The 24,379-nt window shown below is 65.2% G+C and carries 23 protein-coding genes; 10 read left to right on the top strand and 13 right to left on the bottom strand.

What is annotated here, in order from left to right; all coding sequences use genetic code 11:
• The first annotated feature begins 32 nt into the window (after positions 1 to 32).
• Together ASILVAE211_RS10260 and ASILVAE211_RS10255 are read left to right on the top strand one after the other, a co-directional pair.
• Positions 33 to 1,376 (top strand): glutamate--cysteine ligase, encoded by a 1,344-nt coding sequence (locus ASILVAE211_RS10260; RefSeq protein WP_227321199.1) that lies wholly within the window; start codon positions 33 to 35, stop codon positions 1,374 to 1,376.
• A 65-nt stretch (positions 1,377 to 1,441) separates the two neighbouring features.
• A complete protein-coding gene (locus ASILVAE211_RS10255) occupies positions 1,442 to 2,167 on the top strand; it encodes a methyltransferase domain-containing protein (protein WP_227321198.1) in 726 nt (241 codons plus the stop codon).
• Between the two features lie 91 nt (positions 2,168 to 2,258).
• Here the strand turns inward: ASILVAE211_RS10255 and ligA are convergent, their stop codons facing one another.
• The 4 genes from ligA to ASILVAE211_RS10235 all read right to left on the bottom strand — a co-directional run bounded on the left by ligA (position 2,259) and on the right by ASILVAE211_RS10235 (position 7,617).
• Entirely contained in the window at positions 2,259 to 4,334 is a 2,076-nt protein-coding gene (gene ligA, locus ASILVAE211_RS10250) for an NAD-dependent DNA ligase LigA (RefSeq protein ID WP_406566042.1), read from the bottom strand.
• Entirely contained in the window at positions 4,331 to 6,031 is a 1,701-nt protein-coding gene (recN, locus tag ASILVAE211_RS10245; RefSeq protein WP_227321197.1) for a DNA repair protein RecN, read from the bottom strand. Before recN ends, ligA begins: the two co-directional genes overlap by 4 nt.
• A 28-nt stretch (positions 6,032 to 6,059) precedes the next feature.
• A complete protein-coding gene (locus tag ASILVAE211_RS10240; protein WP_227321196.1) occupies positions 6,060 to 6,977 on the bottom strand; it encodes an outer membrane protein assembly factor BamD in 918 nt (305 codons plus the stop codon).
• Between the two features lie 64 nt (positions 6,978 to 7,041).
• Positions 7,042 to 7,617 carry a cob(I)yrinic acid a,c-diamide adenosyltransferase gene (locus tag ASILVAE211_RS10235; RefSeq protein ID WP_227321195.1) on the bottom strand — a complete coding sequence of 192 codons (576 nt, stop codon included), beginning with the start codon at positions 7,615 to 7,617 and terminating at the stop codon, positions 7,042 to 7,044.
• A 138-nt stretch (positions 7,618 to 7,755) separates the two neighbouring features.
• Here ASILVAE211_RS10235 and zapE point away from each other — a divergent pair, with 138 nt between their 5' ends.
• Complete coding sequence (gene zapE / locus ASILVAE211_RS10230) at positions 7,756 to 8,937, top strand: cell division protein ZapE (RefSeq protein WP_227321194.1); 1,182 nt, start codon at positions 7,756 to 7,758, stop codon at positions 8,935 to 8,937.
• Positions 8,938 to 8,989: 52 nt separating this feature from the next.
• Here the strand turns inward: zapE and ASILVAE211_RS10225 are convergent, their stop codons facing one another.
• Positions 8,990 to 10,090: a glycosyltransferase family 4 protein gene (locus ASILVAE211_RS10225; RefSeq protein ID WP_227321193.1), complete on the bottom strand. Its 1,101-nt coding sequence runs from the start codon at positions 10,088 to 10,090 to the stop codon at positions 8,990 to 8,992.
• Positions 10,087 to 10,986, bottom strand: a complete 900-nt coding sequence (locus ASILVAE211_RS10220; RefSeq protein WP_227321192.1) for a UDP-2,3-diacylglucosamine diphosphatase — start codon at positions 10,984 to 10,986, stop codon at positions 10,087 to 10,089. Before ASILVAE211_RS10220 ends, ASILVAE211_RS10225 begins: the two co-directional genes overlap by 4 nt.
• Positions 10,987 to 11,192: 206 nt before the next feature.
• On the opposite strand from ASILVAE211_RS10220, the gene ASILVAE211_RS10215 reads away from it, so the two are divergent.
• A complete protein-coding gene (locus ASILVAE211_RS10215) occupies positions 11,193 to 11,375 on the top strand; it encodes a DUF3553 domain-containing protein (protein WP_227321191.1) in 183 nt (60 codons plus the stop codon).
• Positions 11,375 to 12,406: a GTP 3',8-cyclase MoaA gene (gene moaA, locus ASILVAE211_RS10210; protein WP_227321190.1), complete on the top strand. Its 1,032-nt coding sequence runs from the start codon at positions 11,375 to 11,377 to the stop codon at positions 12,404 to 12,406. Before ASILVAE211_RS10215 ends, moaA begins: the two co-directional genes overlap by 1 nt.
• 62 nt (positions 12,407 to 12,468) lie before the next feature.
• Here moaA and rpmB read toward each other — a convergent pair whose 3' ends face one another.
• The 3 genes from rpmB to ASILVAE211_RS10195 form a co-directional block, all read right to left on the bottom strand.
• Positions 12,469 to 12,780 (bottom strand): 50S ribosomal protein L28, encoded by a 312-nt coding sequence (rpmB, locus tag ASILVAE211_RS10205; protein WP_227321189.1) that lies wholly within the window; start codon positions 12,778 to 12,780, stop codon positions 12,469 to 12,471.
• A 136-nt stretch (positions 12,781 to 12,916) separates the two neighbouring features.
• Positions 12,917 to 13,195 carry a hypothetical protein gene (locus ASILVAE211_RS10200; RefSeq protein WP_227321188.1) on the bottom strand — a complete coding sequence of 93 codons (279 nt, stop codon included), beginning with the start codon at positions 13,193 to 13,195 and terminating at the stop codon, positions 12,917 to 12,919.
• On the bottom strand, positions 13,192 to 15,117 hold the full coding sequence (locus tag ASILVAE211_RS10195) for an ABCB family ABC transporter ATP-binding protein/permease (RefSeq protein ID WP_406566047.1): 1,926 nt from the start codon (positions 15,115 to 15,117) through the stop codon (positions 13,192 to 13,194). Before ASILVAE211_RS10195 ends, ASILVAE211_RS10200 begins: the two co-directional genes overlap by 4 nt.
• A gap of 47 nt (positions 15,118 to 15,164) precedes the next feature.
• Here ASILVAE211_RS10195 and ASILVAE211_RS10190 point away from each other — a divergent pair, with 47 nt between their 5' ends.
• The 4 genes from ASILVAE211_RS10190 to ASILVAE211_RS10175 all read left to right on the top strand — a co-directional run bounded on the left by ASILVAE211_RS10190 (position 15,165) and on the right by ASILVAE211_RS10175 (position 19,602).
• Positions 15,165 to 16,013 (top strand): NUDIX hydrolase, encoded by an 849-nt coding sequence (locus ASILVAE211_RS10190; protein ID WP_227321187.1) that lies wholly within the window; start codon positions 15,165 to 15,167, stop codon positions 16,011 to 16,013.
• Between the two features lie 155 nt (positions 16,014 to 16,168).
• On the top strand, positions 16,169 to 17,152 hold the full coding sequence (gene lpxC, locus ASILVAE211_RS10185; RefSeq protein ID WP_406566046.1) for a UDP-3-O-acyl-N-acetylglucosamine deacetylase: 984 nt from the start codon (positions 16,169 to 16,171) through the stop codon (positions 17,150 to 17,152).
• Positions 17,153 to 17,236: 84 nt separating this feature from the next.
• Positions 17,237 to 17,878, top strand: a complete 642-nt coding sequence (locus ASILVAE211_RS10180) for a LolA family protein (RefSeq protein WP_227321185.1) — start codon at positions 17,237 to 17,239, stop codon at positions 17,876 to 17,878.
• Between the two features lie 98 nt (positions 17,879 to 17,976).
• Entirely contained in the window at positions 17,977 to 19,602 is a 1,626-nt protein-coding gene (locus ASILVAE211_RS10175; RefSeq protein ID WP_227321184.1) for an ABC-F family ATP-binding cassette domain-containing protein, read from the top strand.
• Between the two features lies 1 nt (position 19,603).
• Here ASILVAE211_RS10175 and ASILVAE211_RS10170 read toward each other — a convergent pair whose 3' ends face one another.
• From ASILVAE211_RS10170 to sseA, 4 genes are read right to left on the bottom strand one after another with little or no spacing between them, the layout of a single operon-like run.
• Positions 19,604 to 20,611 (bottom strand): zinc-dependent alcohol dehydrogenase, encoded by a 1,008-nt coding sequence (locus tag ASILVAE211_RS10170; RefSeq protein ID WP_227321183.1) that lies wholly within the window; start codon positions 20,609 to 20,611, stop codon positions 19,604 to 19,606.
• A 16-nt stretch (positions 20,612 to 20,627) separates the two neighbouring features.
• Positions 20,628 to 21,035 carry a phosphoribosyl-AMP cyclohydrolase gene (gene hisI / locus ASILVAE211_RS10165; protein ID WP_227321182.1) on the bottom strand — a complete coding sequence of 136 codons (408 nt, stop codon included), beginning with the start codon at positions 21,033 to 21,035 and terminating at the stop codon, positions 20,628 to 20,630.
• On the bottom strand, positions 21,016 to 22,233 hold the full coding sequence (gene metC / locus ASILVAE211_RS10160) for a cystathionine beta-lyase (protein WP_227321181.1): 1,218 nt from the start codon (positions 22,231 to 22,233) through the stop codon (positions 21,016 to 21,018). Before metC ends, hisI begins: the two co-directional genes overlap by 20 nt.
• The gene (gene sseA, locus ASILVAE211_RS10155; protein WP_227321180.1) at positions 22,223 to 23,074 is read right to left on the bottom strand and encodes a 3-mercaptopyruvate sulfurtransferase; all 852 of its coding nucleotides are present in this window, start codon (positions 23,072 to 23,074) and stop codon (positions 22,223 to 22,225) included. The genes metC and sseA overlap by 11 nt, the downstream gene beginning before the upstream one ends.
• 138 nt (positions 23,075 to 23,212) lie before the next feature.
• On the opposite strand from sseA, the gene ASILVAE211_RS10150 reads away from it, so the two are divergent.
• On the top strand, positions 23,213 to 24,334 hold the full coding sequence (locus ASILVAE211_RS10150) for an AI-2E family transporter (RefSeq protein ID WP_227321179.1): 1,122 nt from the start codon (positions 23,213 to 23,215) through the stop codon (positions 24,332 to 24,334).
• Positions 24,335 to 24,379 lie beyond the last annotated feature (45 nt).

Below are 24,379 nucleotides of genomic sequence, written 5' to 3'. Positions count from 1 at the left end.
TCTTGATTAACGACGCTTGAGCGGAACAGCCGATGTCTAACCCCGGCGAGGGCGACCTCACCCCTATCGACGGCCTCAGCCAGCTGGCCGGCTATTTCGAAGCCGGCTGCAAGCCGGCCGCGCGATTCCGCATCGGCACGGAGCACGAGAAATTCGGTTTCCGCCACGACACCCTGGCCCCGCCGCCCTATGAGCCCGGCGGCATCCGCGCCATGCTGGAAGGCATCGGCGCCGACGGCTGGACGCCGATCCTGGACAAGGGCCAGCCCATCGGCCTGACGCGCGGCGGCGCCTCCGTTTCTCTGGAACCCGCCGGACAGTTCGAACTGTCGGGCGGCCTTTGCCAGACTCTTCACGAAACCAAGGCCGAACTGGACGAGCATCTGGCGGAAGTGCGGAAAGTGGCCGAGCCGCTCGGACTCGGCTTCGCGCCGCTCGGCTTCCATCCTCTCGCGACGCGCGACGAGATGCCCTGGATGCCTAAGGGCCGCTACGGCATCATGCGGGCCTATATGCCGAAAGTCGGCACGCGCGGGCTGGATATGATGACCCGCACCTGCACCGTGCAGGTCAATCTGGATTTCGCGAGCGAGGCCGACATGGTGCGCAAGCTGCGCGTCAGCCTGGCACTGCAATCCTTCGCCACCGCGCTTTTCGCCAATTCGCCCTTCTATGAGGGCAAGCCCAATGGCGCGCTGTCCAACCGCGCTCTGGTCTGGACCGATACCGACAATGCCCGTTCGGGCATTCCGGCCGTGGTCTTCGAGGATGGGTTCGGCTTCGAACGGTTCGCGGATTTCGCGCTCGATGTGCCGATGTATTTCGTCTATCGCGACGGCCACTTCATCGACACGGCAGGCCGATCCTTTCGGGATTTCATGGCGGGGAAGCTGGCCGGGCTGGAAGGCCAGCGGCCGACCATGGGCGACTTCGCCGATCACCTGACGACGCTCTTCACCGATGTGCGTCTCAAGCGTTTCCTGGAAATGCGCGGCGCGGATGCAGGCTCGCCAGCGATGATGACCGCCTTCTCGGCCTTCTGGGTCGGACTGCTGTATGACGACGCGGCGCTGACGGCCGCCGAGGAACTCGTGCGCGGACTTTCGGCCGCCGATCTCATGGTCACGCGCGCGGCCGTGCCGACCCAGGGACTGGATGCGCCCTGGCGGAAAGGCAAGCTTCGCGACCTGCTGACGCCTTTGCTCACCATCGTCGAAGACGGTCTGGCTGCGCGCGGCCAAGGCGAAGGCATCTATCTGGAACCGCTGCGCGAGATCGCCGCCGGCGCCCCCACCCAGGCCGAATATTGGCTGGCGCGCTATAACGGCGCCTGGGCGGGCGACGTGCGGCCTATCTTCGCGGAAGCCGCAATCTGACCGACAGTTCCGATATCTTCGACCGCGCGGCCGTCCGCCGCCACCGCACCCGCGCGGCGCGGACGGTGGCCGAAGTCGCGCCCGTGCTGGAAGATGTCGCCGACCGGCTGCTGGATCGCGCGACGGAGACAACACGGCATTTCTCGGCAGCCCTCGATATCGGCGGGCGCGGCATTATTGCCCCGCGCCTGCGCGCCATGGGCATTCCGACCCTTGCCATGGACCTCTCGATCGAAATGGCAGCGCTCAGCGGCGCGCCCTATCTGGCGGCGGATGAGGAGTTGCTTCCCTTCGCCCCCGGCAGTTTCGATCTCGTCGTCGCCAATCTGTCGCTGCATTGGGTGAATGACCTGCCCGGCGCGCTGATCCAGATCCGCCGCGCGATGAAGCCCGATGGCCTGTTGCTGGCCAGCCTGCCACTGCTGGGCACCCTGGACGAGTTGCGGCGCGCGCTGACGGAAGCCGAGTCGGACCTGCGTGGTGGCGTCAGCCCGCGCATCTCCCCCTTCCCCGAGCTCCGTGACCTCGCCGGGCTGCTGCAACGCGCCGGCTTCACCTCTCCGGTCGCGGATCAGGAGGAGATCGAGCTGCTCTATGGCAATCCGCTGGCGCTGCTGCGGGACTTGCAGGCGGCGGGCGAGCGCAATGCTATCCGCCAGCGCAGCCACACGGCGGCCCCGGCGGCCCTCTTCCCGTCAGCGCTGATGCGGATGCCGACCAATGACGAAGGCCGCCTGCGCGTCACGCTGAAACTCGGCCTGATGACGGCCTGGTCCAGCCCAGGCGCCTGATTCTTAAAGTCGCCCGCGCACTCGTTGCGCGGGTCTACCCGTCGCGGCGCCACGAGGGGTAGTTGCGCGGAACAAGTCCGCGCATGACCGTTTAGATGGGCGGCAGGCCCGCCAGATCGCGCCAACCGGCTTCGTCCAGCACTGTCAGACCGAGGGCCGCAGCTTTCTTGGCCTTGGAGCCCGCATCGGCCCCTGCCACCACGAAATCGGTGTTCTTGGATACGCTATCCGTCACCCGCGCGCCCAGCGCTTCCGCCCGCGCCTTGGCCTCGGGCCGGGTCATGCTGTCCATGCCGCCTGTAAAGACGATGGTCTTGCCCGCGAGCGGCGTATCGGCCCCAGCCTGCGGCGCATCCTCGATCGTGAGCGCCGCCGCCAATTCATCCAGCACCGCGACATTGCGGTCCTCGGCGAAGAATTCCACCAGTTCCTCGGCCACAATCGGACCGATGCCGAGAATGCTGCCCAGCGCCAGCCGCGAATCCGATCCGACGACGCGCGCCGCCAGCATCTCGTCCCGCCAATGGGTAAAGCTTGCGTAGTGGCGAGCCAGCAGCTTCGCATTCGTCTCACCGATGCGGCGGATGCCAAGGCCATAGATGAAACGCGCCAGCGGAATCGTGCGGCGGGCTTCGATGGCGCGCATCAGATTGCCGGCGGAGAGCTCGCCCCAGCCTTCGCGCTTGGCGATATCAGCCTCATGCTCCGACAAGCGGAAGATATCGACCGGGGTTTTCAAAAGCCCATCGGTAAAGAACTCGGACACCGTCTTGTCACCCAGGCCTTCGATATCGAAGGCCCCGCGCGAGACGAAATGGATCAGCCGCTCCACCTGCTGGGCGGCGCAGACCAGGCCGCCCGTGCAGCGGCGCACGACCTCGCCCGGAGGACGCAAGGCCAGAGACCCGCAGACCGGGCAGGTTTCGGGCGGCACCCAGGCCATCGCATCCGCAGGCCGCTTCTCGGGGATGCTGCCCAGAATCTGCGGAATCACGTCGCCCGCGCGTTGCAGCGTCACCGTATCGCCGACGCGAACATCCTTCCGCGCAATCTCGTCCTCATTATGCAGCGTGGCGCGGCTGACGAGCACGCCGCCGACATTGACGGGGTCCAGTTCCGCGACAGGGGTCAGCGCGCCGGTGCGGCCCACCTGAATGCCGATGCCGCGCAGGATCGTCACAGCCTGTTCAGCCGGGAATTTCCAGGCGATGGCCCAGCGCGGCGCGCGGCCGACGAAGCCCAGGCGGCGCTGAAGCGCCACGTCATCCAGCTTGTAGACGACACCGTCGATATCATAGGGCAGTTCCGCCCGGCCCAGGCCGATATCGGTCTGGAAGGCTTCCGCCTCCTGACCGCCCGCCACCTGTTTCCGCAGCGGGTTCACCTGAAAACCCCAATCGTCGAGCCTTTGCAGGAAATGCCAGTGGCTGTCGGCAATCTCCTCGCTCGCCTCGCCCACCGCATAGGCGAAAAAGGAGAGCGGACGGGAGGCGGTGATCTTCGCGTCCAGCTGTCGCAAGCTGCCGGCGGCGGCATTGCGCGGATTGGCGAAAATCTTATCCCCAGCCTCTTCCTGCGCCGCATTCAGCGCCAGGAAATCGGCCTTGGTCATCAGGACTTCGCCCCGAATTTCCATCCGCGCCGGCGCCGCGCCCGTCAGCTTTTGCGGAACGGTTTTGAGCGTGCGGATATTCTCCGTCACCAGCTCACCCTCGAACCCGTCACCGCGCGTCGCGGCAGCGATCAATTCGCCGTTTTCGTAGGTGATGGAGAGGGAGAGGCCGTCGAGCTTCGGCTCGGCCACGAATTGCAGGGCGGAATCGTCCTTCAGTCCCAGGAAGCGGCGGATACGCGCTTCGAACTCAATGAAATCCTCGGCGCCGAAAGCATTGTCGAGGGAGAGCATCGGCACGCGATGCGACCATTTGCGAAAGCCTGCGGCCGGTGCCGCACCAACCTTCTCGGCCGGCGATCCGGCCTCGGCGAGGTCCGGATGTTCCGCCAGAATCTCATTATAGCGGCGACGCCAGCCGTCATATTCGGCATCCGTGACGTCAGGCGCGTCCTTCTGGTGATAGGCGACATCGGCCGCCGCGATCTTCATCGCGAGGCCCATCAGCTCCGCCCGTAGCGCCACTGTACCCTTGGCTTTCGGTTTCCGGCTCATGCCGCATTCCCCAATAGGCTGTCGGCCGCCGCCCGCGCGGCCTCCGTCACTTCCTCGCCCGCCAGCATGCGGGCCACTTCCTCGCGCCGCGCCGCGCCGGTCAAAGGTTCCACGCGGGTGGCGCTGCGCCCGCCATCGACGGCCTTGGCGACGCGCAGATGCGCCTGGCCGCGTGCCGCCACCTGCGGGCTGTGGGTCACCGTCAGCAACTGGATATCATGGGACAGGCGCGCAAGGCGCTCTCCCACGGCGGCGGCCGTCGCGCCGCCGATGCCGGAATCGACCTCGTCGAAAATCAGCGTGCCGACTGGGGAGCCACGGCTCAGCACCAGTTTCAGCGCCAGCATAAGGCGGGACAGCTCGCCGCCCGAGGCGATCTTGTCGATCGCCCCCGGCGTCTGGCCGGGATTGGTCGCGATCAAAAACTGCACCTGTTCCACGCCGCGCGCGGACCAGGCGGATTCCGGCAGGTCCGTGATCTCCGCGACAAAGCGCGTCTTATCCAGGCGCAGCGGCGGCAGTTCCGCCATGATGGCAGCCTGCAACTCTTTCGCGGCCTTCTGGCGCGCCACGGACAGATGCTTGGCCGCCGCGATGAAGGCCAGACGGTCAGCGGCTGCCGCCGTCTCCAGCTCCGTCAGATGGGCGGAGCCGGTATCGAGCGCCGCCAGCCGTTCCGCCAGCCGGTCGCGCAACAGGGACAGTTCCGCCACCGTCACGCTATGCTTGCGGGCGGCGGCGCGCAGCCCGAACAGCCGCTCCTCGGCCCGCTCCAGCTCACGCGGATCGGCTTCGACCTCCTGCGACAGGCGGGACAGCAGGGTCTCGGCCTCAGCAATCGCTTCCTCGGCCCGGTCGATGGCGGCCAGCGCGGGCGACAGCGGATTGTCCTGCTCGGCCTCGGCCGACAGACTGCTCGGCAGCAGGCGTTGCAGGCTGCGGGCGGCGGCCCGCAAAGCGGCCCCCGGCCCCGGATTGCGGCGCTCGCGCGGGGCGATTTCGGACAGAGCCGCCGCAATCGCCTCAGCCCGGCGGGCGGCCTGCTGCATGGCGTGGCGGGCCTGGGCCAGCGCCTCTTCCTCGCCCGGCTCTGCCGCGAGGTCGGTCAATTCGTTCACGGCATGGCGCAGCCATTCCTCATCCCGCTGCGCTTCGGCCATCGCCTTGCGCGCCCGATCGAGCGCGGCAAGCCTGTCCCGCCAGCGCCGCCAGACGGAGACGACGCCGTCCGTCACCACAAGATCGACGCCGAAGGTATCCAGCAAAGGCCCATGGGCGGCAGGATCCGCCAGCCCGATCTGGTCGTGCTGGCCCTGCACCTCGACCAGCAAAGCCGCCAGCCGCCGCAGCAGACCGGCGCTGACCGGCTGATCATTGACGAAGGCACGCGACCGGCCGTCCCGATTGACGATGCGGCGGATGACGATGTCTTCCTCTGCCCCCAGCCCCTGTTCCATCAGCAGGCCGAAGGCCGGATGGGTCAGTTCAGGCGTGAAGAAGGCCGTGACGCTGGCCTGGTCCTGGCCGGCGCGCACGAGACCGCTGTCGGCCCGCGCACCGAGGGCCAGGCCCAGACTATCGAGCAGGATGGATTTGCCGGCACCGGTCTCGCCGGTCAGGACCGTCAGGCCCTGACCGAAATTGAGATCGAGACGGTCGATCAGCACCACATCCCGGATGGAAAGCGCGCTCAGCATGGCGCCTGTCCAGCCACGGGATCGGGAACTAGAACAGCCAGCCGAAGAAGCCGCCCGAGGATTTGGGCGGCGGCGTGGTGGTCGGCGTCGCGCTCACGCTGCCGGTCGCGTTCGTGGTCTCTGAATCCGAGTCGGCTGCGTTTTCGGCGCCGGTCTTGCGGACGATGACACCCTGCGAAGCCAGCGCCGAATAGGCGGATTTGTACCAAGGGCTGCCCGGATAGTTATAGGCCAGCACAGCCGCGGTGCGCCGCGCCTCATCCGTCATGCCGAGCTTGAGATAAACTTCGGTCAGGCGTTCCAGCGCTTCGGCGACGTGGTTCGTCGTCTGGTAGTTGTTGATCACGACCTGGTAGCGGCCGACGGCGGCAGCATAGAGATGCTGCTTTTCGTAGAACTTGCCGACGACCATTTCATGCCCGGCCAGCTGATCCTCGCCCAGGTCGATCTTGAGCTGGGCATCGCGGGCGTACGAGCTGTTCGGGAAGCGGTTGACGACTTCCTGTAGCGCCGTGATGGCATCATTGGTCGTGGACTGGTCACGCTGCACGTCCGAGATCTGCTCGTAATAGCAGAGCGCGCGCAGGTAATAGGCATAGGCGATGTCACGATCCGCCGGATGCAGGTCGATATAGCGGTTCAGCGCGCTGATGGCGTCGGTGTAGTGGCTGCGCAGATATTCGGTATAGCCGTGCATCAGCTGGGCATTGGTCGCCCAGGGCGAATAGGGCGTATTCTGCTCGATGTCGTTAAAGTCGTTAACGGCCGCCTGATAGTCCTGCTTCTGAATGGCGTTGATGCCATTGTTGTAGACGACCTCGGGCGGCAGATGCGCGTTACGGGTCGAAATCTGGGCCGCGGTCGGGCCAGAATTGAACATCCCGCAGCCGGACAAAGCCGGGGCGAGGATCAGGACGATCGGAAGTATCCGGCGGTGCTGTGACATAGTCGGCGACTTATACCATTCCATAGCTTGCGCGAAGACCCTTAGCGTCTTGAAGCGGAGGCCGCTACCGGTGACCGCCGGGAACCCAGGCCACTTCGCGACCCGAACCGGCATTCAGCGCCCGGCTGAGGACGAAAAGATGATCTGACAGGCGGTTGAGGTAACGAAGTGCTGCTGGGTTGACCGGTTCTTGCGCCGCGAGCGCGACCACCAGACGTTCCGCGCGGCGCGTGATGGTGCGGGCGAGATGGGCGTAGGCCGCAGCCGGCATGCCGCCCGGCAGCACGAAGCTCGTCAGCGGCGGCAGATCGGCATTCATCGCCTCGACCTCCGCTTCCAGCCGGAAAATGGCACTGTCGTCAATTCTGAGGCGGCTGCGCTGAGGCTGCGCCTCAGTCTCGGGCGCGCAGAGATCGGCACCGAGATCGAAAAGGTCGTTCTGGATTCGGCCCAGCATGGCGTCCTCGGCCGGACGGTCAGCGGTATGCAGGCGAATCAGGCCGATGGCGGCATTGGCTTCATCGACCGTGCCGAAAGCCTCCACCCGAAGCGCATCCTTGCGCACCCGCACGCCGGTGCCGAGCGAGGTCATGCCCTCATCGCCGCCACGGGTCACCACCCGGTCGATCCGGATCGTCATGCGCTCTCTCGTCCCAATGCTTACCAACCCGCAACGCGGCTCAAGCCCGGATAGCCCGCCCTTGGACCGCTGTCACGCACCGGTCCTCCGAAAAGCTCCATTGTGCACACGCGAAAGCAGGATTATGTCCTCCGCCGCATGGATGTGTCCGCACCCGAACAGCCGGTTTTGAGCGGCGCCCCGACAGGGGTCGGGCCGATGGCCGTCTATCGCCAGGCCGTGGCTGAGAAACGGATCGTCGCGGACCCCGCCCAAGCGGCCGCCGTCGAACGCCTGCAAGCCCTGTGGAGCAAGCTGCGCCACTACGATCCGCCGGCACGCCTGGCACGCAAATCCCTGATCGGCCGCTTTCTGCGCCGCAAGCCGGTGGATGAAGCGCCAGGGTCGGAGATCAACGGCCTCTATCTTGTCGGGGAGGTCGGTCGCGGCAAGTCCATGCTCATGGACATGTTTTTCGAGACCTCGGACGTGCCGCGCCGTCGGCGCATCCATTTCCACGCCTTCATGCAGGAGACGCACGCGCGCGTCTTCGCCTGGAAGCAGGAAAATCCGGGTGGCGACGATCCTATCCCGCCACTCGCCGACCGCATCGCCGATGAGGCGATCCTGCTGTGCTTCGACGAATTCCAGATCAACGACATCGCCGACGCCATCCTGCTCGGCCGCCTGTTCGAAGCGCTGTTCGAGCGTGGCGTCATCGTCGTCGCGACCTCCAATACCGTGCCGGACGATCTGTTCCGGGGCCAGCCTGGGCGCGATGCCTTCCTGCCCTTCATCGCCGTGCTGAAGAAGCACCTGGATGTGCTGGTGCTGGAAGCGAAGCAGGACTATCGGCGGCTGCGCCCCAGCAACGACGAAGATACCTGGCACGTACCGCCCGGCCCCGCCGCGCAGGCCAAGCTGGATGCCGCTTTCGCCGAGCTCAGCCGGGGCGCGCCCGTGAAGCCCGAGCAACTGCATGTCATGGGCCGCATCCTGGCCGTGCCGCAGGCCGCCGCCGGCATTGCCCGGTTCGACTTCGCCGATCTGTGCGCGCGCAATCTGGGCGCCGGGGATTATCTGGCCATTGCGACCCATTTTCAGGCCGTCGTGCTGGACGACATTCCGCTGCTGACGCCGGACAATCACAACGAGGCGCGTCGCTTCATCAACCTGATCGATAATCTGTATGATCATCGCGTGAAGATCATCGCCTCCGCCGCAGCGATGCCCGATCAACTCTATCCTAGCGGTGATGGTGCCAAGGCTTTCGAGCGCACGGCGTCACGTCTTATGGAAATGCGGACGGAAGCCTATTTTGAGCTCGCGCATCTGACTTAGTTTGCAGATCCACACCCCATAAACTGTCGCCCGGGGACGACATGAGAAAGGACTAGGCCCGCGCGCCCTGAGGCAAACGGCCTGCCTTGAATCCCTTGGATTTGGCCGCAGACTTGCGCGACGCCACCGGCACCAGATTGTTTAGGAACATGGTGCTGGCCGCCGACCAGGAAAAGCGCTCGGCGAAGCGGCGGCAGGCCGAGCGGTCGGCCGACAGGGCCGCCAGCGCCGCGACCCGCAGATCCTCGTCCAGCCTGCCGATGCCAGGGTCCGCCGCCGTGATGATGTCGCGCGGCCCCATGACCGGATAGGCCGCGACCGGCGTGCCGCAGGCCAGCGCTTCCAGCATCACCAGCCCGAAAGTATCGGTCTTGCTGGGAAAGACGAAAACGTCGGCCGAGGCATAGGCGCGTGTCAGGTCCGCCCCTTTCAGCATGCCGGTGAAGCGGGCGTCCGGAAAGCGCTTCTCAAGGCTGGCGCGATCCGGCCCGTCGCCGACCACAAGCTTCGAACCCGGCAGGTCCAGACCAAGGAAAGCCTCGATATTCTTCTCGACCGCCAGGCGGCCGGCATAGAGAAAGACCGGACGCGCCAGGCCTTCTGTTTCCTGCCGCAGATCCGGCGTGAAGCGTGCCGTGTCCACGCCCCGCGTCCAATGGCAGACATTGGCGAAACCGCGCCCTGACAGCTCTTTGATCAGGCTGGGCGTCGCCGCCATGACGGCGGAACCTGCCGCGTGGAAGGAGCGTATCCAGCGATAGGCGATCCACTCGGTCCAGGCACGCGGAAAGGGCAGGCGCGCCGCGATGTATTCCGGGAAGCGGGTATGGAAGGACGTGGTGAAGGCGTAGCCGCCGGCACGGGCGAAGCGTCGCGCGGACAGGCCCAGAGGCCCTTCAGTCGCGATATGCAAAGCGTCCGGCTTGAAATCCCGCAGCATCTTATGCAGCCGCTGGCCGGGCATCAGGGCCAGGCGGATTTCCGGGTAAAACGGGCAAGGCAAAGTGCGGAACCGGTCCGGCCCGAAGACCTCGACCTCAATACCGCGGGCGCGCAGCTCGCCGACCAGCTGACCCAGGCTGCGGACCACGCCATTGACCTGCGGATGCCAGGCATCCGAGATGATGGCAACGCGCTGGGGCCAGTCTGTCATGCCGGGATCGGCGCGTTCTCGGCCAAAGCGTCTACGGCCGGGACAGACGGCGCCGCGAGGCGCGCAGGGGCTGCCGCGTGGCGGCTGGCGCGCAGGACGCTGGGCCAGTCGATCAGCTCGAAGCGGCCGTCATGATGCTCGACCAGGGCGGTGCAGCTTTCCACCCAGTCGCCGGTGTTGAAGTAGCGGATTTCGCCGATATTGCGCATTTCCGCGTGATGGATATGGCCGCAGATGACCCCGTCCATTTCGCGGTTGCGGGCCTCCTGAGCCAGCGCGACCTCGAAACTGTCGATGAATTTGACGGCTTCCTTCACCTGACGCTTCAGCCAGGCCGACAGCGACCAATAAGGGTAGCCGAAATGACGGCGGCCCCAGTTGAACCAGCGATTGGCGGTCAGCGCCACGGTATAGGCATGGTCGCCCAGATGGGCCAGGAACTTGGCGTAGCGGACGACGCTGTCAAAAGCATCGCCATGGATGACGAGCAGCTTCTCGCCCTTGGCCGTGGTGTGGACGGCCTCTTCCATCAGCTTGATGCCGGCGATTTCCAGGCCCAGCGGCAGCCAGGCCCGCATCATCTCGTCATGATTGCCGGGAATATAAATGACTTCGGCACCATGCTTGGCATGACGCAGAATGGTGCGCAGGATCGCGTCGTGATGCTTGTCCCAGAACCAGGACTTGCGTAGGCGCCAGCCGTCGATAATGTCGCCGACGAGGTAAAGCTGCTCGCAGCTGGCATCGGCCAGAAAGGCATTCAGCATTTCAGGCTGGCTGCCCTTGGTGCCAAGATGCACATCCGAGATGAAGACCGCGCGATAAAGCGGAGCCTTCTTCGACTGAGCCTGCTCACGCTGCTGGCGGGCGGCGATATCGTAAGACATGTCGTTCATGGCGCGACTCGCGATCGATTGTCCGAACGCGCATCGACTAATCCGTCGAGACCGCACACCCTAGTGACACTTGGATGAACCACTCAAAACGTCATAATCCATGCCTAGATAAGCAGGAATGGCATCCCTAGCGCCAATTGGGTCGGCTGTTACCCTTTGCCGCCCCGATGCGTATAGTGACGCAGCCTTGAAGGATCACCATCGCTATGGCGAGCCGCCGCTTTCTGTTTATCGAACCGGGAGCCTGGGTGCGCCATCCCGGCTGCCCGGAATGGGGGCCTGGCCAGGTGCAGTCCGTGGTGAATGACCGCATTACGGTGAATTTCGAGGATGCCGGCAAAGTGCTGATCAATGCCCGCGTCGTCAGCCTGGAACTGGTGGATGATTGATGGGAAGCCAGAAGCCGCCTTTGATTGATCCCTTCGGCCGCACGATCTCCTATCTCCGCATTTCGGTGACCGACCGCTGCGACCTTCGTTGCGTCTATTGCATGCAGGAACAGATGACCTTCCTGCCGCGCGAGGAATTGCTGACCTTCGCGGAGCTGGAACGGCTGGCGCGGCTTTTCGTGCGCCTCGGCACCACCAAGCTGCGCATCACGGGTGGCGAACCGCTGGTCCGCCGGGACGTGATGCAGCTGATCGCGTCACTCGGTCAGGATATCGGGCCGGCCGCTCTCCAGGAGCTGACGCTGACCACCAACGGCAGCCGGCTTACCCAGCATGCGGCGGCGCTGGCCGCCTCCGGCGTGAAGCGCATCAATGTCAGCCTCGATACGCTCCGGCCCGACCGTTTCCACGCCATCACGCGCGGCGGCAAGCTGGACCAGACGCTGGCTGGTATCCAAGCTGCAAAGGCCGCCGGTTTGCGCATCAAGATCAATACGGTGGCCCTGCGCGGGCTGAACGAGGATGAGATGGACGATCTCATCCTCTGGTGCGGTGATCAGGGTTTCGATCTCTGCCTGATCGAGACAATGCCGCTGGGCGAGACCGGTGAAAATCGGCTGGACCAGTATCTGCCGCTGTCGATCCTGCGACCGAGACTGGATAACCGATGGACGCTGTCGCGCGAGTTAAAGCCTGAGGCGGCGGCGACCGGCGTCGCGCCAGGGCCGGCGCGCTATTGGCGGATTGCCGAGACGGGCGGGCGGATTGGCTTCATCACGCCGCTGACGGATCATTTCTGCGACAGCTGCAACCGCGTGCGGCTGACCTGCACCGGCACGCTGTTCCTATGCCTGGGGCAGGAGGATCACGCGGATCTGCGCACGCCGCTGCGGGCGGGGGCCAGCGATATGGAAATGGAAAGGCTGGTGAGGGACGCCGTTGCGCGCAAGCCGCACAAGCATGACTTCATGATCGCGGCAGACAGGCCCCAGAAACAGCTAACCCGCCACATGAGTGTGACGGGCGGCTGATCATGTCAGTTCGTCCAGGCAAACGCCTCCGCTAACCGCAGAGGCGTCAGTCCATCCGAAAATCAGACAGTGGCGGCAGCAGCGGCGCTCTTGCGGGCGGCGGCGCGCTCGAGGCGGCGCTTGATGACCTTCGCTTCGGTCGTCAGGCGGCTTGTCGGCGTGCTGAGCAGGAAGTTGTCGATCCCGCCATTGTGCTCGATCGTGCGCAGGCCACGCGGCGTGACGCGCAGGGTGATCGGCGCACCCAGGATTTCAGACATCACGGACGCATCCTGCATATTGGGCAGGAAACGACGGCGGGTCTTGTTATTGGCGTGGCTGACATTGTTGCCAGACATAACGCCCTTACCGGTGATCTCGCAGCGACGGGACATAGGAACCTCGACACATCAAACAGGAACACACGCGTTTAAACTGTCACACGGCATCCCGACGGAGGCGGGCTTATGACGAACGCAGCGCCAAGCGTCAACCCGTGGCAGCTGATTCTTCTCGCCCGCCGTTAGGGGGTCAGGCATGCCCCTGCGCGGGCGGATGCGACAACTCGGCCATTTCGCCCGATTCCACGCTGGCTCGCGCCTGATCCAGCACCGCCAGCACGGCCGCGCGCGGCAGGCTGCCGGACAGCATGCCCAGTGCACCGCCCAGCAGGGCGGAGGCGATGGAGATCGGGTCGATATGCTCCTTCGTCATATATTCGATGGCCTGATCCACGACCGCACCGGCATGGCGCAGGTTGGGCTCGGCCGCCGCCAGACGTTCGAAATCGGGGGCATTACGGTCGCTCATTCGATCACTTCCTTTGTCGTCTGCGGCACAATCTCGGCGGAAACGGCGCGCTCGGCGGCGGCCCCTTCCTCCTGCTCGGCCTGCGCCGCCCACATCTTGGCATAGATGCCGCCATGGGCGAGCAAATTCCAGTGGCTGCCGCGTTCCGCGACCTGGCCGTGTTCCAGCACCAGAATTTCATCGGCATCGACGACCGTGGACAGCCGGTGCGCGATGGTCAGCGTCGTCCGGTCCTGCGCAATGGCGCGCAATGCCGTCTGAATTTCCTGCTCGGTCTTGGTGTCGAGCGCACTGGTCGCCTCATCCAAAATGAGAATGGCCGGGTTTTTCAGCAGCGTGCGGGCGATGGCGACGCGCTGCTTCTCCCCACCCGATAGTTTCAGCCCGCGCTCACCCACCTTTGTCTCATAACCCTGCGGCAGGGTCTTGATGAAGGCATCGAGCTGGGCAAGACGCGCGGCCTCCTCCACCTCCGCCACAGTCGCGCCTGGGCGGCCATAGGCGATGTTGTAGCGGATGGTATCGTTGAACAGCACGGTGTCCTGCGGCACCACGCCAATGGCGGCGCGGATGCTTTCCTGGGTCAGATCCCGCAAATCCTGCCCGTCGATGCGGATGGCGCCAGAATTCGCGTCATAGAAGCGGAACAGCAGCCGCGTCAGCGTGGACTTGCCGGCGCCTGTCGGCCCGACCACGGCCAGATTGCCGCCGGGCGGAATGGCAAAGCTGACACCCTTCAGGATTTCCCGCTCGGGATTGTAGCCGAAGCGGACGTCCTCGAAGGTCAGCGCCGCCGTGCGGCCCTGCGGCACCAGCGGATGCGCGCCAGGCTTGTCCGCGATCTCAGCGCCGACGCGCATGAGGCGGAACAGATGCTCGGTATCGACCAGCCCCTGCTTCACCTCCCGGTAGACGAAGCCCAGGAAGTTCAGCGGCGTATAAAGCTGCATCAAATAGGTATTGGCGAGGACGAAGCGCCCGACCGTCATATGGCCGGAAGCGACGCCCCGCGCCGACAGCAGCATGATCGCGCCCAGCGCCAGGGCGATGATGATGGATTGCCCGATATTGAGCAGATTGAGCATGACCTGGGACCGCGTGGCCGCGCGCTCATACTTCTCCAGCGCGCGGTCGAAACGCTGAATTTCCAAAGCCTCGTTGCCGAAATATTTGACCGTCTCATAATTCAGCAGGCTGTCGACGGCCTTGGTCTGCGCATCGGCATCCGAGTCATTCATCAGCCGGCGGTAGCGCACGCGGTAATTGGTGAAGATCAGGGTGAAAGCGACATAGAGCGCGACCGCCACGATGGTCGTCAGCGCATAGCGCCAGTCGAAGATGCGCCACATGATGATGGTGACCAGCGCCAGCTCGAACAGCGTCGGCACGATATTGAAGACGGCGAAGCGCAGCACCTGCTCGATCCCCGTCGTGCCACGGTCGATGGCGCGCGACAGGCCGCCCGTATGGCGGTCCAGATGAAAGCGCAGCGACAGCTTGTGCAGATGCTCGAAGGTTTGCATCGCAATGCGGCGCACGGCCCGCTGCTGGACGGCGGCAAAGACGGCATCCCGCAATTCGGCGAAGGCGCCGGAGGCGATGCGCAGCAAGCAATAGCCGACGATCAGCGCGATGGGGACGGTGATGGCGGCGGCAGCCGGGCCATTGCCATTGCCCAGCGCATGCGCGCCCTTCGGCGCCAGATGATCGACCGCCTTGGCATAGAAGATCGGCACATAGACCGTGGCGACCTTAGCCAAAATAAGGAGCGCGACAGCCGCCACAACGCGCACGCGGGCCATGGTATCGCCCGGCGGCCAGAGGTAGGGAAGAAGCATCCGCATGGTGCGGGTGGCGGTGGCGGCCTCAGGGGCGGCAGCCGCACCTTGACCGACGGGATTGGAGGGCGGTGCAGAGGCCATGGATCGCATGTGGCATGACCCCTTCCCATTGCAAAGGCTTCTCGCGCATGGCTGACCGCGTCGCTGATTTCTTCCTGCGGCATATTACATCTTCGCGCACGGCGACCCTGCCGGGCGGCCGTCTACCCTTCCGGGTCGGGGCGCTCGCGGTCGGCTGGCTGAAGCCCGATTTCGCCCAAATCTTTGCCCAGACCGCAGGTCTCACGCCGGATGAGGGTGGCGGCATAACATTGCCAGATGCCCGCGTAGCCGAACTGCCCGCGCTTGCGCAGGCCATCGGAGAATCCGGCCGGTATCGTCTGCGGGGCGAAATGTTCGACGTCCGCGCGGGTGAGGAAGGCCCGGCCATCACCATGCTGGATCGCGGCGCGGTGCCGTCCTTCGGCATCGTCTCCCATGGCGTGCATTGCAACGGATTGGTGGAGCGCCCGGACGGGTTGCACATCTGGGTCGCCCGCCGGTCTGCGACCAAGCTGCTCGACCCCGGCAAGCTCGACCATATCGTCGCCGGCGGCATTTCCGCCGGCATGGGCGCCGACGACACGATGATCAAGGAAGCCGGCGAGGAAGCCGGTATCCCGCCGTCGCTCGCGGCCCAGGCCCAGCGCGTCGGGCGCCTGCGCTACGACATGGAACGCGGCGAGGGTCTGCGGCGCGATTTGCTTTACTGCTACGACCTTGTTTTGCCAGCGGATTTCACGCCGATGCCGAGTGACGGCGAGGTTGAGGCCTTCGAGCTCTGGCCGATCGAGCGCGCCGTGAAAACAGTGCGCGACACCGATCATTTCAAGTTCAATGTGAACCTCGTGCTAATCGACCTGTTTCTCCGCCGCAGCCTGATCGCACCTGCCGAAGCCGCTCACACTTTGCGACATGCTTTAGATCAACCCGCCTAAAAGCACTGCACAAAAACTTTTAAATTCAAAAACTTATGCCGTAACACAGGGCAACAATCATTGACTGGCAGCGCCTCTTAATGAATGCTTCTCTGCGCCCAGATAAAGGGAGGCTGTTTTTGGCCTTTCACTTGGATGAACTGGGGATTGAAGGCATGGATGGATTGCCGGGATATTATACCGAGACGGCAATCCCTGCTGCATCCCGCACGATTCGCAACCCCATCGATTGCCGCGGCGTCGGCCTCCATAGCGGCCGTGAGACCCGGCTGGCTTTGCTGCCCGCCGCTGCCGGCACCGGCATCGTCTTCCGCCGGACCGATGTCGGCGTCGAAATCCCAGCCATCTTCGACCGCGTGCTCGACACGCGGCTGTGCACCAAGCTGACTTCGGCCGAACGGCCTGACATTTCCGTCGGCACGATTGAACACATCATGGCCGCCCTCGCGGCGCTGGCGATCGACACTATCATCGTCGAAGTCGATGGGCCGGAAGTGCCGATCCTGGATGGCTCTGCCGCCCCCTTCCTGTTCCTGATCGACTGCGCCGGCGTGATGGATCTTGCCGCCCCGCGCGCGATGATCGAAATCCTGCGCGCCGTCACGGTCTCCGACAAAGGCGCCACCGCGACCTTCGAGCCGCTGCCGACCGGCGGCAGCTGGGTCGGGCTCGATCTATCTGTCTCGATCGACTTCGCGGCGGGCGCCATCGGCTGCCAGTCACTTGACCTGCGTCTGACCGAGACGAATTTCCGGACTGAAGTCGCCCATGCCCGCACCTTCACGCTGGCCCATGAAATCGAGCAGCTGCGTGCGGCCGGCCTGGCCCTTGGCGGCAGCCTGGACAATGCGGTGGTGGTCGACGGCGAAGATGTCGTGAACCCCGCCGGTCTGCGCATGAGCCACGAATTCGTTCGCCACAAGGTGCTGGACGCGGTCGGCGACCTGTCGCTGGCCGGCGCCGCGATCATCGGCCGTTTCACCGGCGACTGCTCGGGCCATCGCACCAACAACCTGCTGTTGCGGGCGCTGTTCGCCGATCCCACGGCTTTCCGCCGCGTGACGGCCGGCGGCATGGTCAGCCGCAGCTATGGCAGCGCCATGCAGATGCCGCTGGGCATCGCCGCCGCTGCGGCCTGAACGGGCGCAACCCAACAATTCCTTAATCCAGCTGACACTGGAAACGCCTTCTCAAGCGGCCCTGGCAGTGCCACATCCTGTGCCATGAACCGTCGTATCCTTCTCGGTGCCCTACCCGCCCTCGCTCTGACGCTCGCGGCCCTGCCGCTGGGCGTCGCTCATGCGCAGTTGGCGCCCAGCGCACCCACTACGCCCCAAGATCAGGGCGATATCGACGCCATTCAGACCTATCTGAACGGCGTCAAATCGCTGCAGGCGCGCTTTCTGCAGGTCGATGCCAATGGCAATTCGGTCGGCGGCAATGTCTGGATGATGCGCCCTGGCCGCATGCGGTTCGAATATGACGGGCCGGACAAGCTGCTGCTGGTCGCGGGCCATGGGCTGCTGGTCTATTACGATCCGGCGGTAAAGCAGACGACGAATATCTTTCTGTCCGCGACCCCGCTGGGACTGCTGCTTCAGGATAATCTGAAACTGTCGGGCGACGTGACCGTCACCGGCATCGCGCGGGCTAAGGGACAGATCCAGCTAAGCCTGGTGCGCACCAGCAAGCCCAGCGCCGGCACCATCACGCTGATCTTCGCAACCGACCCGCTGACGCTGCGCAGCTGGATCATCCGCGACGCCCAGGGCCGGCAGACCCAGATCAGCCTCTATGACGTGAAATACGGCGGCGATTACCCCAACAGCATGTTCACTTTCGTCGGGCCCCAGTTCGAACACTGACCGGCCAATCGCAGAATTCCATATTGCGCTGCGGCAAAAGCCTGTAGGGGAACCAGCTTACGCCAAGCTTGGCTTCCCCCTTCCCGGCAAATTGCAGCATGATCAAGATTGACGGCCTCGTATTCAATGCCTGGGGACGGCGCTTTTTCGACCGCGCCTCCGTCACCCTGCCCGTCAATGCCAAGGTTGGCCTTGTCGGCCGCAACGGCGTCGGCAAATCGACCCTGTTCAAGCTCATCCTCGGTTCGCTGCAACCCGATAGCGGCGAAATCGTCATCCCCAAGACGGCGCGCGTGGCCGCCGTGGATCAGGAACACGCGGCAACGCCGATCTCGCTGCTCGAGACCATCCTGGCGGCCGATGTGGAGCGTGACGCGCTTTATGCCGAGCTGGAAACGGCCGAGCCCGAGCGCATGGGCGATATCTACGGCCGGCTGATCGAAATCGACGCGGACCGCGCGCCGGCCCGTGCGGGGGAAATTCTGGGCGGCCTCGGCTTTTCGGTCGAAGACCTGGACCGGCCGATGGCCGAATTCTCGGGCGGCTGGCGCATGCGCGTGGCGCTGGCCTCCGCACTTTTCGCCCAGCCCGACCTACTGCTGCTGGATGAGCCGACCAACTATCTCGATCTGGAAGGCGCGCTGTGGCTGGAAGCGCGGCTGCAGAAATACCCCTATTCCGCCCTCATCATCAGCCATGACCGCGAATTGCTGAACAATTCCGTGCAGAACATCCTGCATGTGAACGAGGGCAAGCTCGACCTTTATACCGGCGGCTATGATGATTTCGAGCGCCAGCGCGCCGAGAAGCTGCGCCTGCAAGCCTCGTCCCGCGCCAAGCAGGAAGCCGAGCGCGCCCATCTGCAAGGCTTCGTCGATCGCTTCCGCGCCAAGGCCAGCAAGGCGGCCCAGGCACAGTCGCGCATGAAGCGCCTGGCCAAGCTGGAGCCGATCGGCGAGACGATCGAGGAACGGGTGGCCCCCTTCATGCTGCCTTCGCCTGTCCGGCCGCTGGCCCCGCCGCTGATGCGGCTGGAAGGTGTCGATATCGGCTATGGCGATGACCCGGCGATCCTGACCGGTCTCAACCTTCGTCTCGACGTCGATGACCGTATCGGCCTGCTGGGCGTCAACGGCGCCGGCAAATCCACCTTCGCCAAGATGGCGGCAGGCGCGCTGGCCATCCGCTCGGGCCATATGCAGCGCGAAGGCCGCATCAAGGTCGGCTGGTTCCACCAGCATCAGATCGAGGCGCTGGACCCGGACGACACCCCTTTGGAAATCATCAGCCGCGCCTTGCCCGAAATCAGCGAATCCGCCCGCCGGTCCCGCCTCGCGCAATGGGGTCTGGCGCGTTCGAAGCAGGAAACGACGGTTTTCGACCTTTCGGGTGGCGAGCGCGCCCGTCTGCTGCTCAATCTCGTGGCCCAGGCCGCGCCGCATCTGCTGATCCTGGATGAGCCGACCAACCATCTGGATATCGACAGCCGCCGCGCGCTGCTGGACGCGCTGAACGAATATGAGGGCGCGGTGATCCTGATCACCCATGACCGGTCGCTGATGGAACTGGTGGCGGACCGGCTGTGGCTGGCGGCGGACGGCACGGTGGTGCCCTTCGACGGCGACATGGACGATTACGCCAAATTCGTCATCGAGCGCGCCAAGGGCGGCGCGGCCCCAACCCAGATCGCCCGCGAGGGCAAGAAGAAGAAAAAGAAGGGCTGATTTACGGCACGATCAGCGTCTTGAGCCGGTCGCTGCCGCCGCTGATCAGCCGCTCATACGCGTCCGGCACCTCGGCCAAGCCGATCGGCGTTTCGGCCAGTTGCGCAAGCTTGCCGGCCAGACGCGGCAGCAGAGCCAAAGCCTCGGCCTGCTCGCCGGCATAGACGGCGCAGCCGCGCAGATCGAGTTCGCGCTCGACGATCAGGTTCGGGTCCAGCGTGCCTTCGCCGTGGAATATCCCAACCATGGCAAGCCGCCCGCCGGGGGCGGTGGCGCGCAGCAGGAAGCGCAGCACGTCCAGCGAGCCGGTGGCGTCCAGGCAGAAGCGCGGACCATTCCCGCCGCAGGCATCCCTTACCGCGTCGTGGTCCAGCGGCACCGGCTGCACGCCGACGACCTCCCGCAACAGGCTGGCGCGGGCCGCGTTGCGCTCAGCCAGCAGGATCGGCCCGAACCCGTGTTCGGCCAGCAATAGCGCCGTCAGCCCGCCGATGGTGCCGCCACCCGTGACCAGGATCGGCGCGCCGGGCGCCGGGTCCAGCCGCCGCATGGCATGAAGCGCAACGGCCAGCGGCTCAGCCATAGCCGCGATCTCGGGCGCCAAACCGGCAGGGGCTTTCAGCAGGCCGCTGGCTGGTAGCACCACCTGTTCGGCAAAGCCGCCGTCGCAGACCTCGCCCACGAAACCGAGTTTTCCGCACAGATTGGCGCGCCCGGCCAGGCAATTGGCGCAGACACCGCAGGTGACACGGGAATCCGCGACCGCCAGGTCACCCGGTTCGAGGCCGGTAACGCCAGCCCCCACGGCCAGAACCTCGCCCGCGAATTCGTGGCCGGGGGTCACCGGCAGATGCGCGATCCACATGCCCGTGCGGTAGTTGTGCAGGTCCGAGCCACAGATGCCGGCCGCTTTCACGGTGAGCAGAACCTGCCCCGGCCCCGGCGCGGCTGGCAGCGGAATCTCCTCCACACGCAGGTCACCGGGTTTGTGAAAGCGAACGGCGCGCATGGCGGTCTCTGCGGGTCTAGTGGTTGTGCGTATGGCCGTAGAGCGCGTCCGGCGAAATTTCCGGCGCCGCGATCTCAACCAGCCCTTCCGGCCGGGCCGCGCGATAAAAGCAGGAGCGGCGGCCGGTATGGCAGGCGACGCCGCTCTGATCGACCAGCAGCAGCAGGGCGTCGCCGTCACAGTCGATGCGAAGGTCGATCAGCGCCTGGGTCTGGCCCGAGCTTTCGCCCTTGCGCCACAACTTGCCCCGGCTGCGGCTGTAATAGCAGACGCGGCCGGTGCTCAGCGTTTCCGCCAGAGCCTCGGCATTCATCCAGGCCATCATCAGCACTTCGCCGGTATCGTGCTGCTGCGCGATGGCGGCCACCAGCCCGTCGGCGTTGAAGGAAACGACGTCCGCGATGTCAGCCACCGGTGGCCTCATGCAGCTTCGCGAAACCGCGTTCGAGGTCAGCCTTGATATCGGCCACGTCTTCCAGGCCGATATGCAGCCGCATCATCTCGCCACCGAACTGGCCGGTGCCGGCGGAACGGCTGATGGTACCCGAGGTCGGCAGGATCAGGCTTTCGAACCCGCCCCAGGATGCGCCGATGCCGAACAGGGTCATGCCGTCGATCATGGCACCGACCGCATCGATGCCGTGATGCGGCTTCAGCACGACGCCGAAGAGGCTGGTGGCGCCGGTGAAATCCCGCTTCCAGAAGGCGTGACCGGGGCTGTCGGGCAGCGCCGGATGCAGCACGCGCAGCACCTCGGGGCGCGTTTGCAGCCAGCTTGCCACGTCAAGCCCGGCCTCCATTTGATGCTTCAGCCGCACGCCCAGGCTGCGGACGCCGCGCAGCGCCAGCCAGCAATCATCGGGGCTCGCATATTGGCCCAGCGCCGTCGCGGCATCGCGCAGGCGCTTCCAGTCGGCGTCATTGGCGACCGTCACGGCGCCCAGAATGATGTCGGAATGGCCGCCGATATATTTCGTCGCCGCCTGGATCGAGACGTCGCAGCCATGCTGGAAGGGCTGAAAGAAATGGATGCCCCAGGTATTGTCGATCATCACCTTGGCGCCGTGGGCATGGGCGACGGCGGCCAAAGCCGGCACGTCCTGCACTTCGAAGGTATGGCTGCCCGGGCTTTCCAGGAACAGCACCTTCGTCCCGGGCCGCATCAGCCCTTCCAGCCCTTCGGCCGTGATCATCGGATCGTAATAGGTCGTCGCGATGCCAAGCCCCGCCAGCATGCCGTCGCAGAAGCGGCGCGTCGGGCCATAGACATTGTCCGGCACAAGCACATGCTCGCCCGTCTTCAGGAAGGCGAGCAGCGGCGTGGTGATGGCCGACAGGCCGGAGGAGACGATCTGGCAGCGCGTGCCACCCTCGATCTCGGCAATCGCGTTTTCCAGGGCGAAATGCGTCGGCGTGCCGTGGGTGCCGTAGATCTGCGCCTGCGCATAGCGCTGACTTTCCATGCCAGCGCGATGCGCCAGATCAGGATGCAGCACGGTGGAGCCACGAACCAAGGCGGCATTGACGAAACCATGAGCGCGGGCGCCGGGGCGCCCCACCTGCGTCAGCCGCGTCGCGAAACGTGCGGTTTCTGAAGTCTCGTCCAGTCGGTCATCCGGCATCGCTTGCAACTTCCACTGCGGTATCGGGGCGGCCGCCCCATTCCGTCCAAGAGCCATCATAAAGCGCGCCTATGGGCAAGCCCGCGACAGCGAGGCCCAGCGTCAGCACCGCCGCCGTGACGCCGGTGCCGCAGCTTGTCACGACCGGCCGGTCGCCGCCCGCGCCCTCGGCCGCAAAGCGCGCGCGCAACTGGTCCGGCGGCAGCATGGTGCCGTCCGCCGCCAGCAATTGATTGAAGGGGATATTATGGGCGCCCGGCATATGGCCGCCGCGCACGCCCGCGCGCGGTTCCGGCGCCGTGCCGGCGAAACGCCCGGCCGGCCGTGCGTCCAGAATCAGCGCCGAACCTTCCGTTACGATCGCCTTCATCGCCGTGACATCGCGCACCAGATCAGCCCGAGCCGTCGGAACAAAAGCCGCCGCCTGCGGCACGGCGGGGGCTTTGATTTCGAGCGGTCGCCCTTCGGCCTTCCACTTAGGCAGCCCGCCGTCCAGCACCGCCGCGCGGTCATGCCCGAACACGCGCATCATCCACCAGCCGCGCGCCGCCGAAAACAGCCCGACCTGATCGTAGAAGACCACGGTCGCGTCATTGGCAATGCCAAGGCGGCTCATATGTGCCGCGAAGGCTTCCGGCGACGGCAGCATGTGCGGCAGGTCGGTCGCGTCGTCCTTGATGACGTCGATATCGAAGAAGCGGCTGCCCGGAATTCTGGCCTCGGCGAACAAGCCTGCCGCGCTGCGCGGGTCGTTCGGCAGATAGAAGGAACAGTCGCAGATGATGACCTTCGGATCGTCGAGGTGATCCGCCAGCCAGTCCGTCGTCACGAGCGGCGTCATATCGGGCTCCATCGCTAGGCGAGGCAGTCTCTACCCAGCGGCGTCCACCGACAAGGTGACGTCACCGTCTCACGTTTCGCCGCAATCTGTTGTAACAAGACGCCTCCCGCTCGCTTGGCCCAGAGGATTGCGCGCATCTTGACCGAAAGACTGCTCATCTGGGTGCTGCTCGGCACGCTGATCGCCGGCTGTCTGGCCGTGCTGCAACCCTTCATCGCGGCCATTGCCTGGGCGGCGATCCTGACCTTCACGACCTGGCCGATCTTCGTCTGGCTAAGGGTGCGCCTGCGCCTGTCGCGGGCCATGGCCGCGCTCGCCATGATCGTTATGTCGGCCCTGGTCATTCTGCTGCCGCTGGGTCTGATCGCGCAGAGCGGCTTGCAGAATGCCGCCAATATCCGCCGCATGATCAATGAAGTGCTGATCTTCGGCCTGCCGCCGGCGCCCGGCTGGGTGGCCAGTCTGCCCTTGTTCGGTTCGACCGTCAGCGACCTCTGGAACCACTGGTCGGCGGACCTGGAAAGCCTGCTCGCCGCTATTCATCCCTATCTCGGCATGGCCGCGAAAGAAGGGCTGCATATTCTGGTGGTGGCGACAGATGGCGTGGTCCGCATGGGCCTGGCGCTGTTCATCGCCTTCTTTTTCTTCATCTATGGCGAGGCCCTTGCTCGCCATATCGGCAATATCCTGTTCCGCATCATCGGCGCCCAGGCGGACCGGCTGCTGGCCATTGTCGGTGCCACCGTGCGCGGGGCAGTCTACGGCATTCTCAGCACCGCCCTTGTGCAGGGGGTCATGCTGAGCCTGGGCCTTTGGATCAGCGGCGTACCGAATGCAGCACCGCTCGCCCTGTGCGGCACCTTCTTCTCCCTGGTTCCAGGCGGCGGCGCGCTGATCTGGGTGCCAGCGGCGATCTGGCTGCTGAGTTCCGGCGATACCGTCGCGGGCCTGGCCCTGGCCGCCTATTGCGGCATCGGCATCTCGATCGCCGATAGTTTCGTGCGCCCCTGGTTCATCGCCCGCGGCGCGCATCTGCCCTTTATCCTGACCCTTCTCGGCGTGCTGGGCGGGGCCTTGGCCTTCGGCATCCTGGGTGTCTTCCTTGGCCCAGTATTGCTCGGCGTCGGCTTCATTCTGGCCGAGGAATTTTCGAGCGGCACGCCGGTCGCCAGCGCCAGGGATATCGAGGAAGCCGACCGGCACGAAGCGCGGCTGGCCGCCAAGACTATCGCCGCCCTGCGCCGCAGCCGAGGGCGTTGAACGCCGTAACTCTAGTGTTGGACAAATTGACATCACCTTGTCGTT

The organism is Acidisoma silvae (assembly GCF_020618775.1).
Lineage (GTDB): Bacteria > Pseudomonadota > Alphaproteobacteria > Acetobacterales > Acetobacteraceae > Acidisoma > Acidisoma silvae.
The sequence above is the reverse complement of the archived record's forward strand: the minus strand, read 5'-3'. Positions and strand labels throughout refer to the sequence as shown.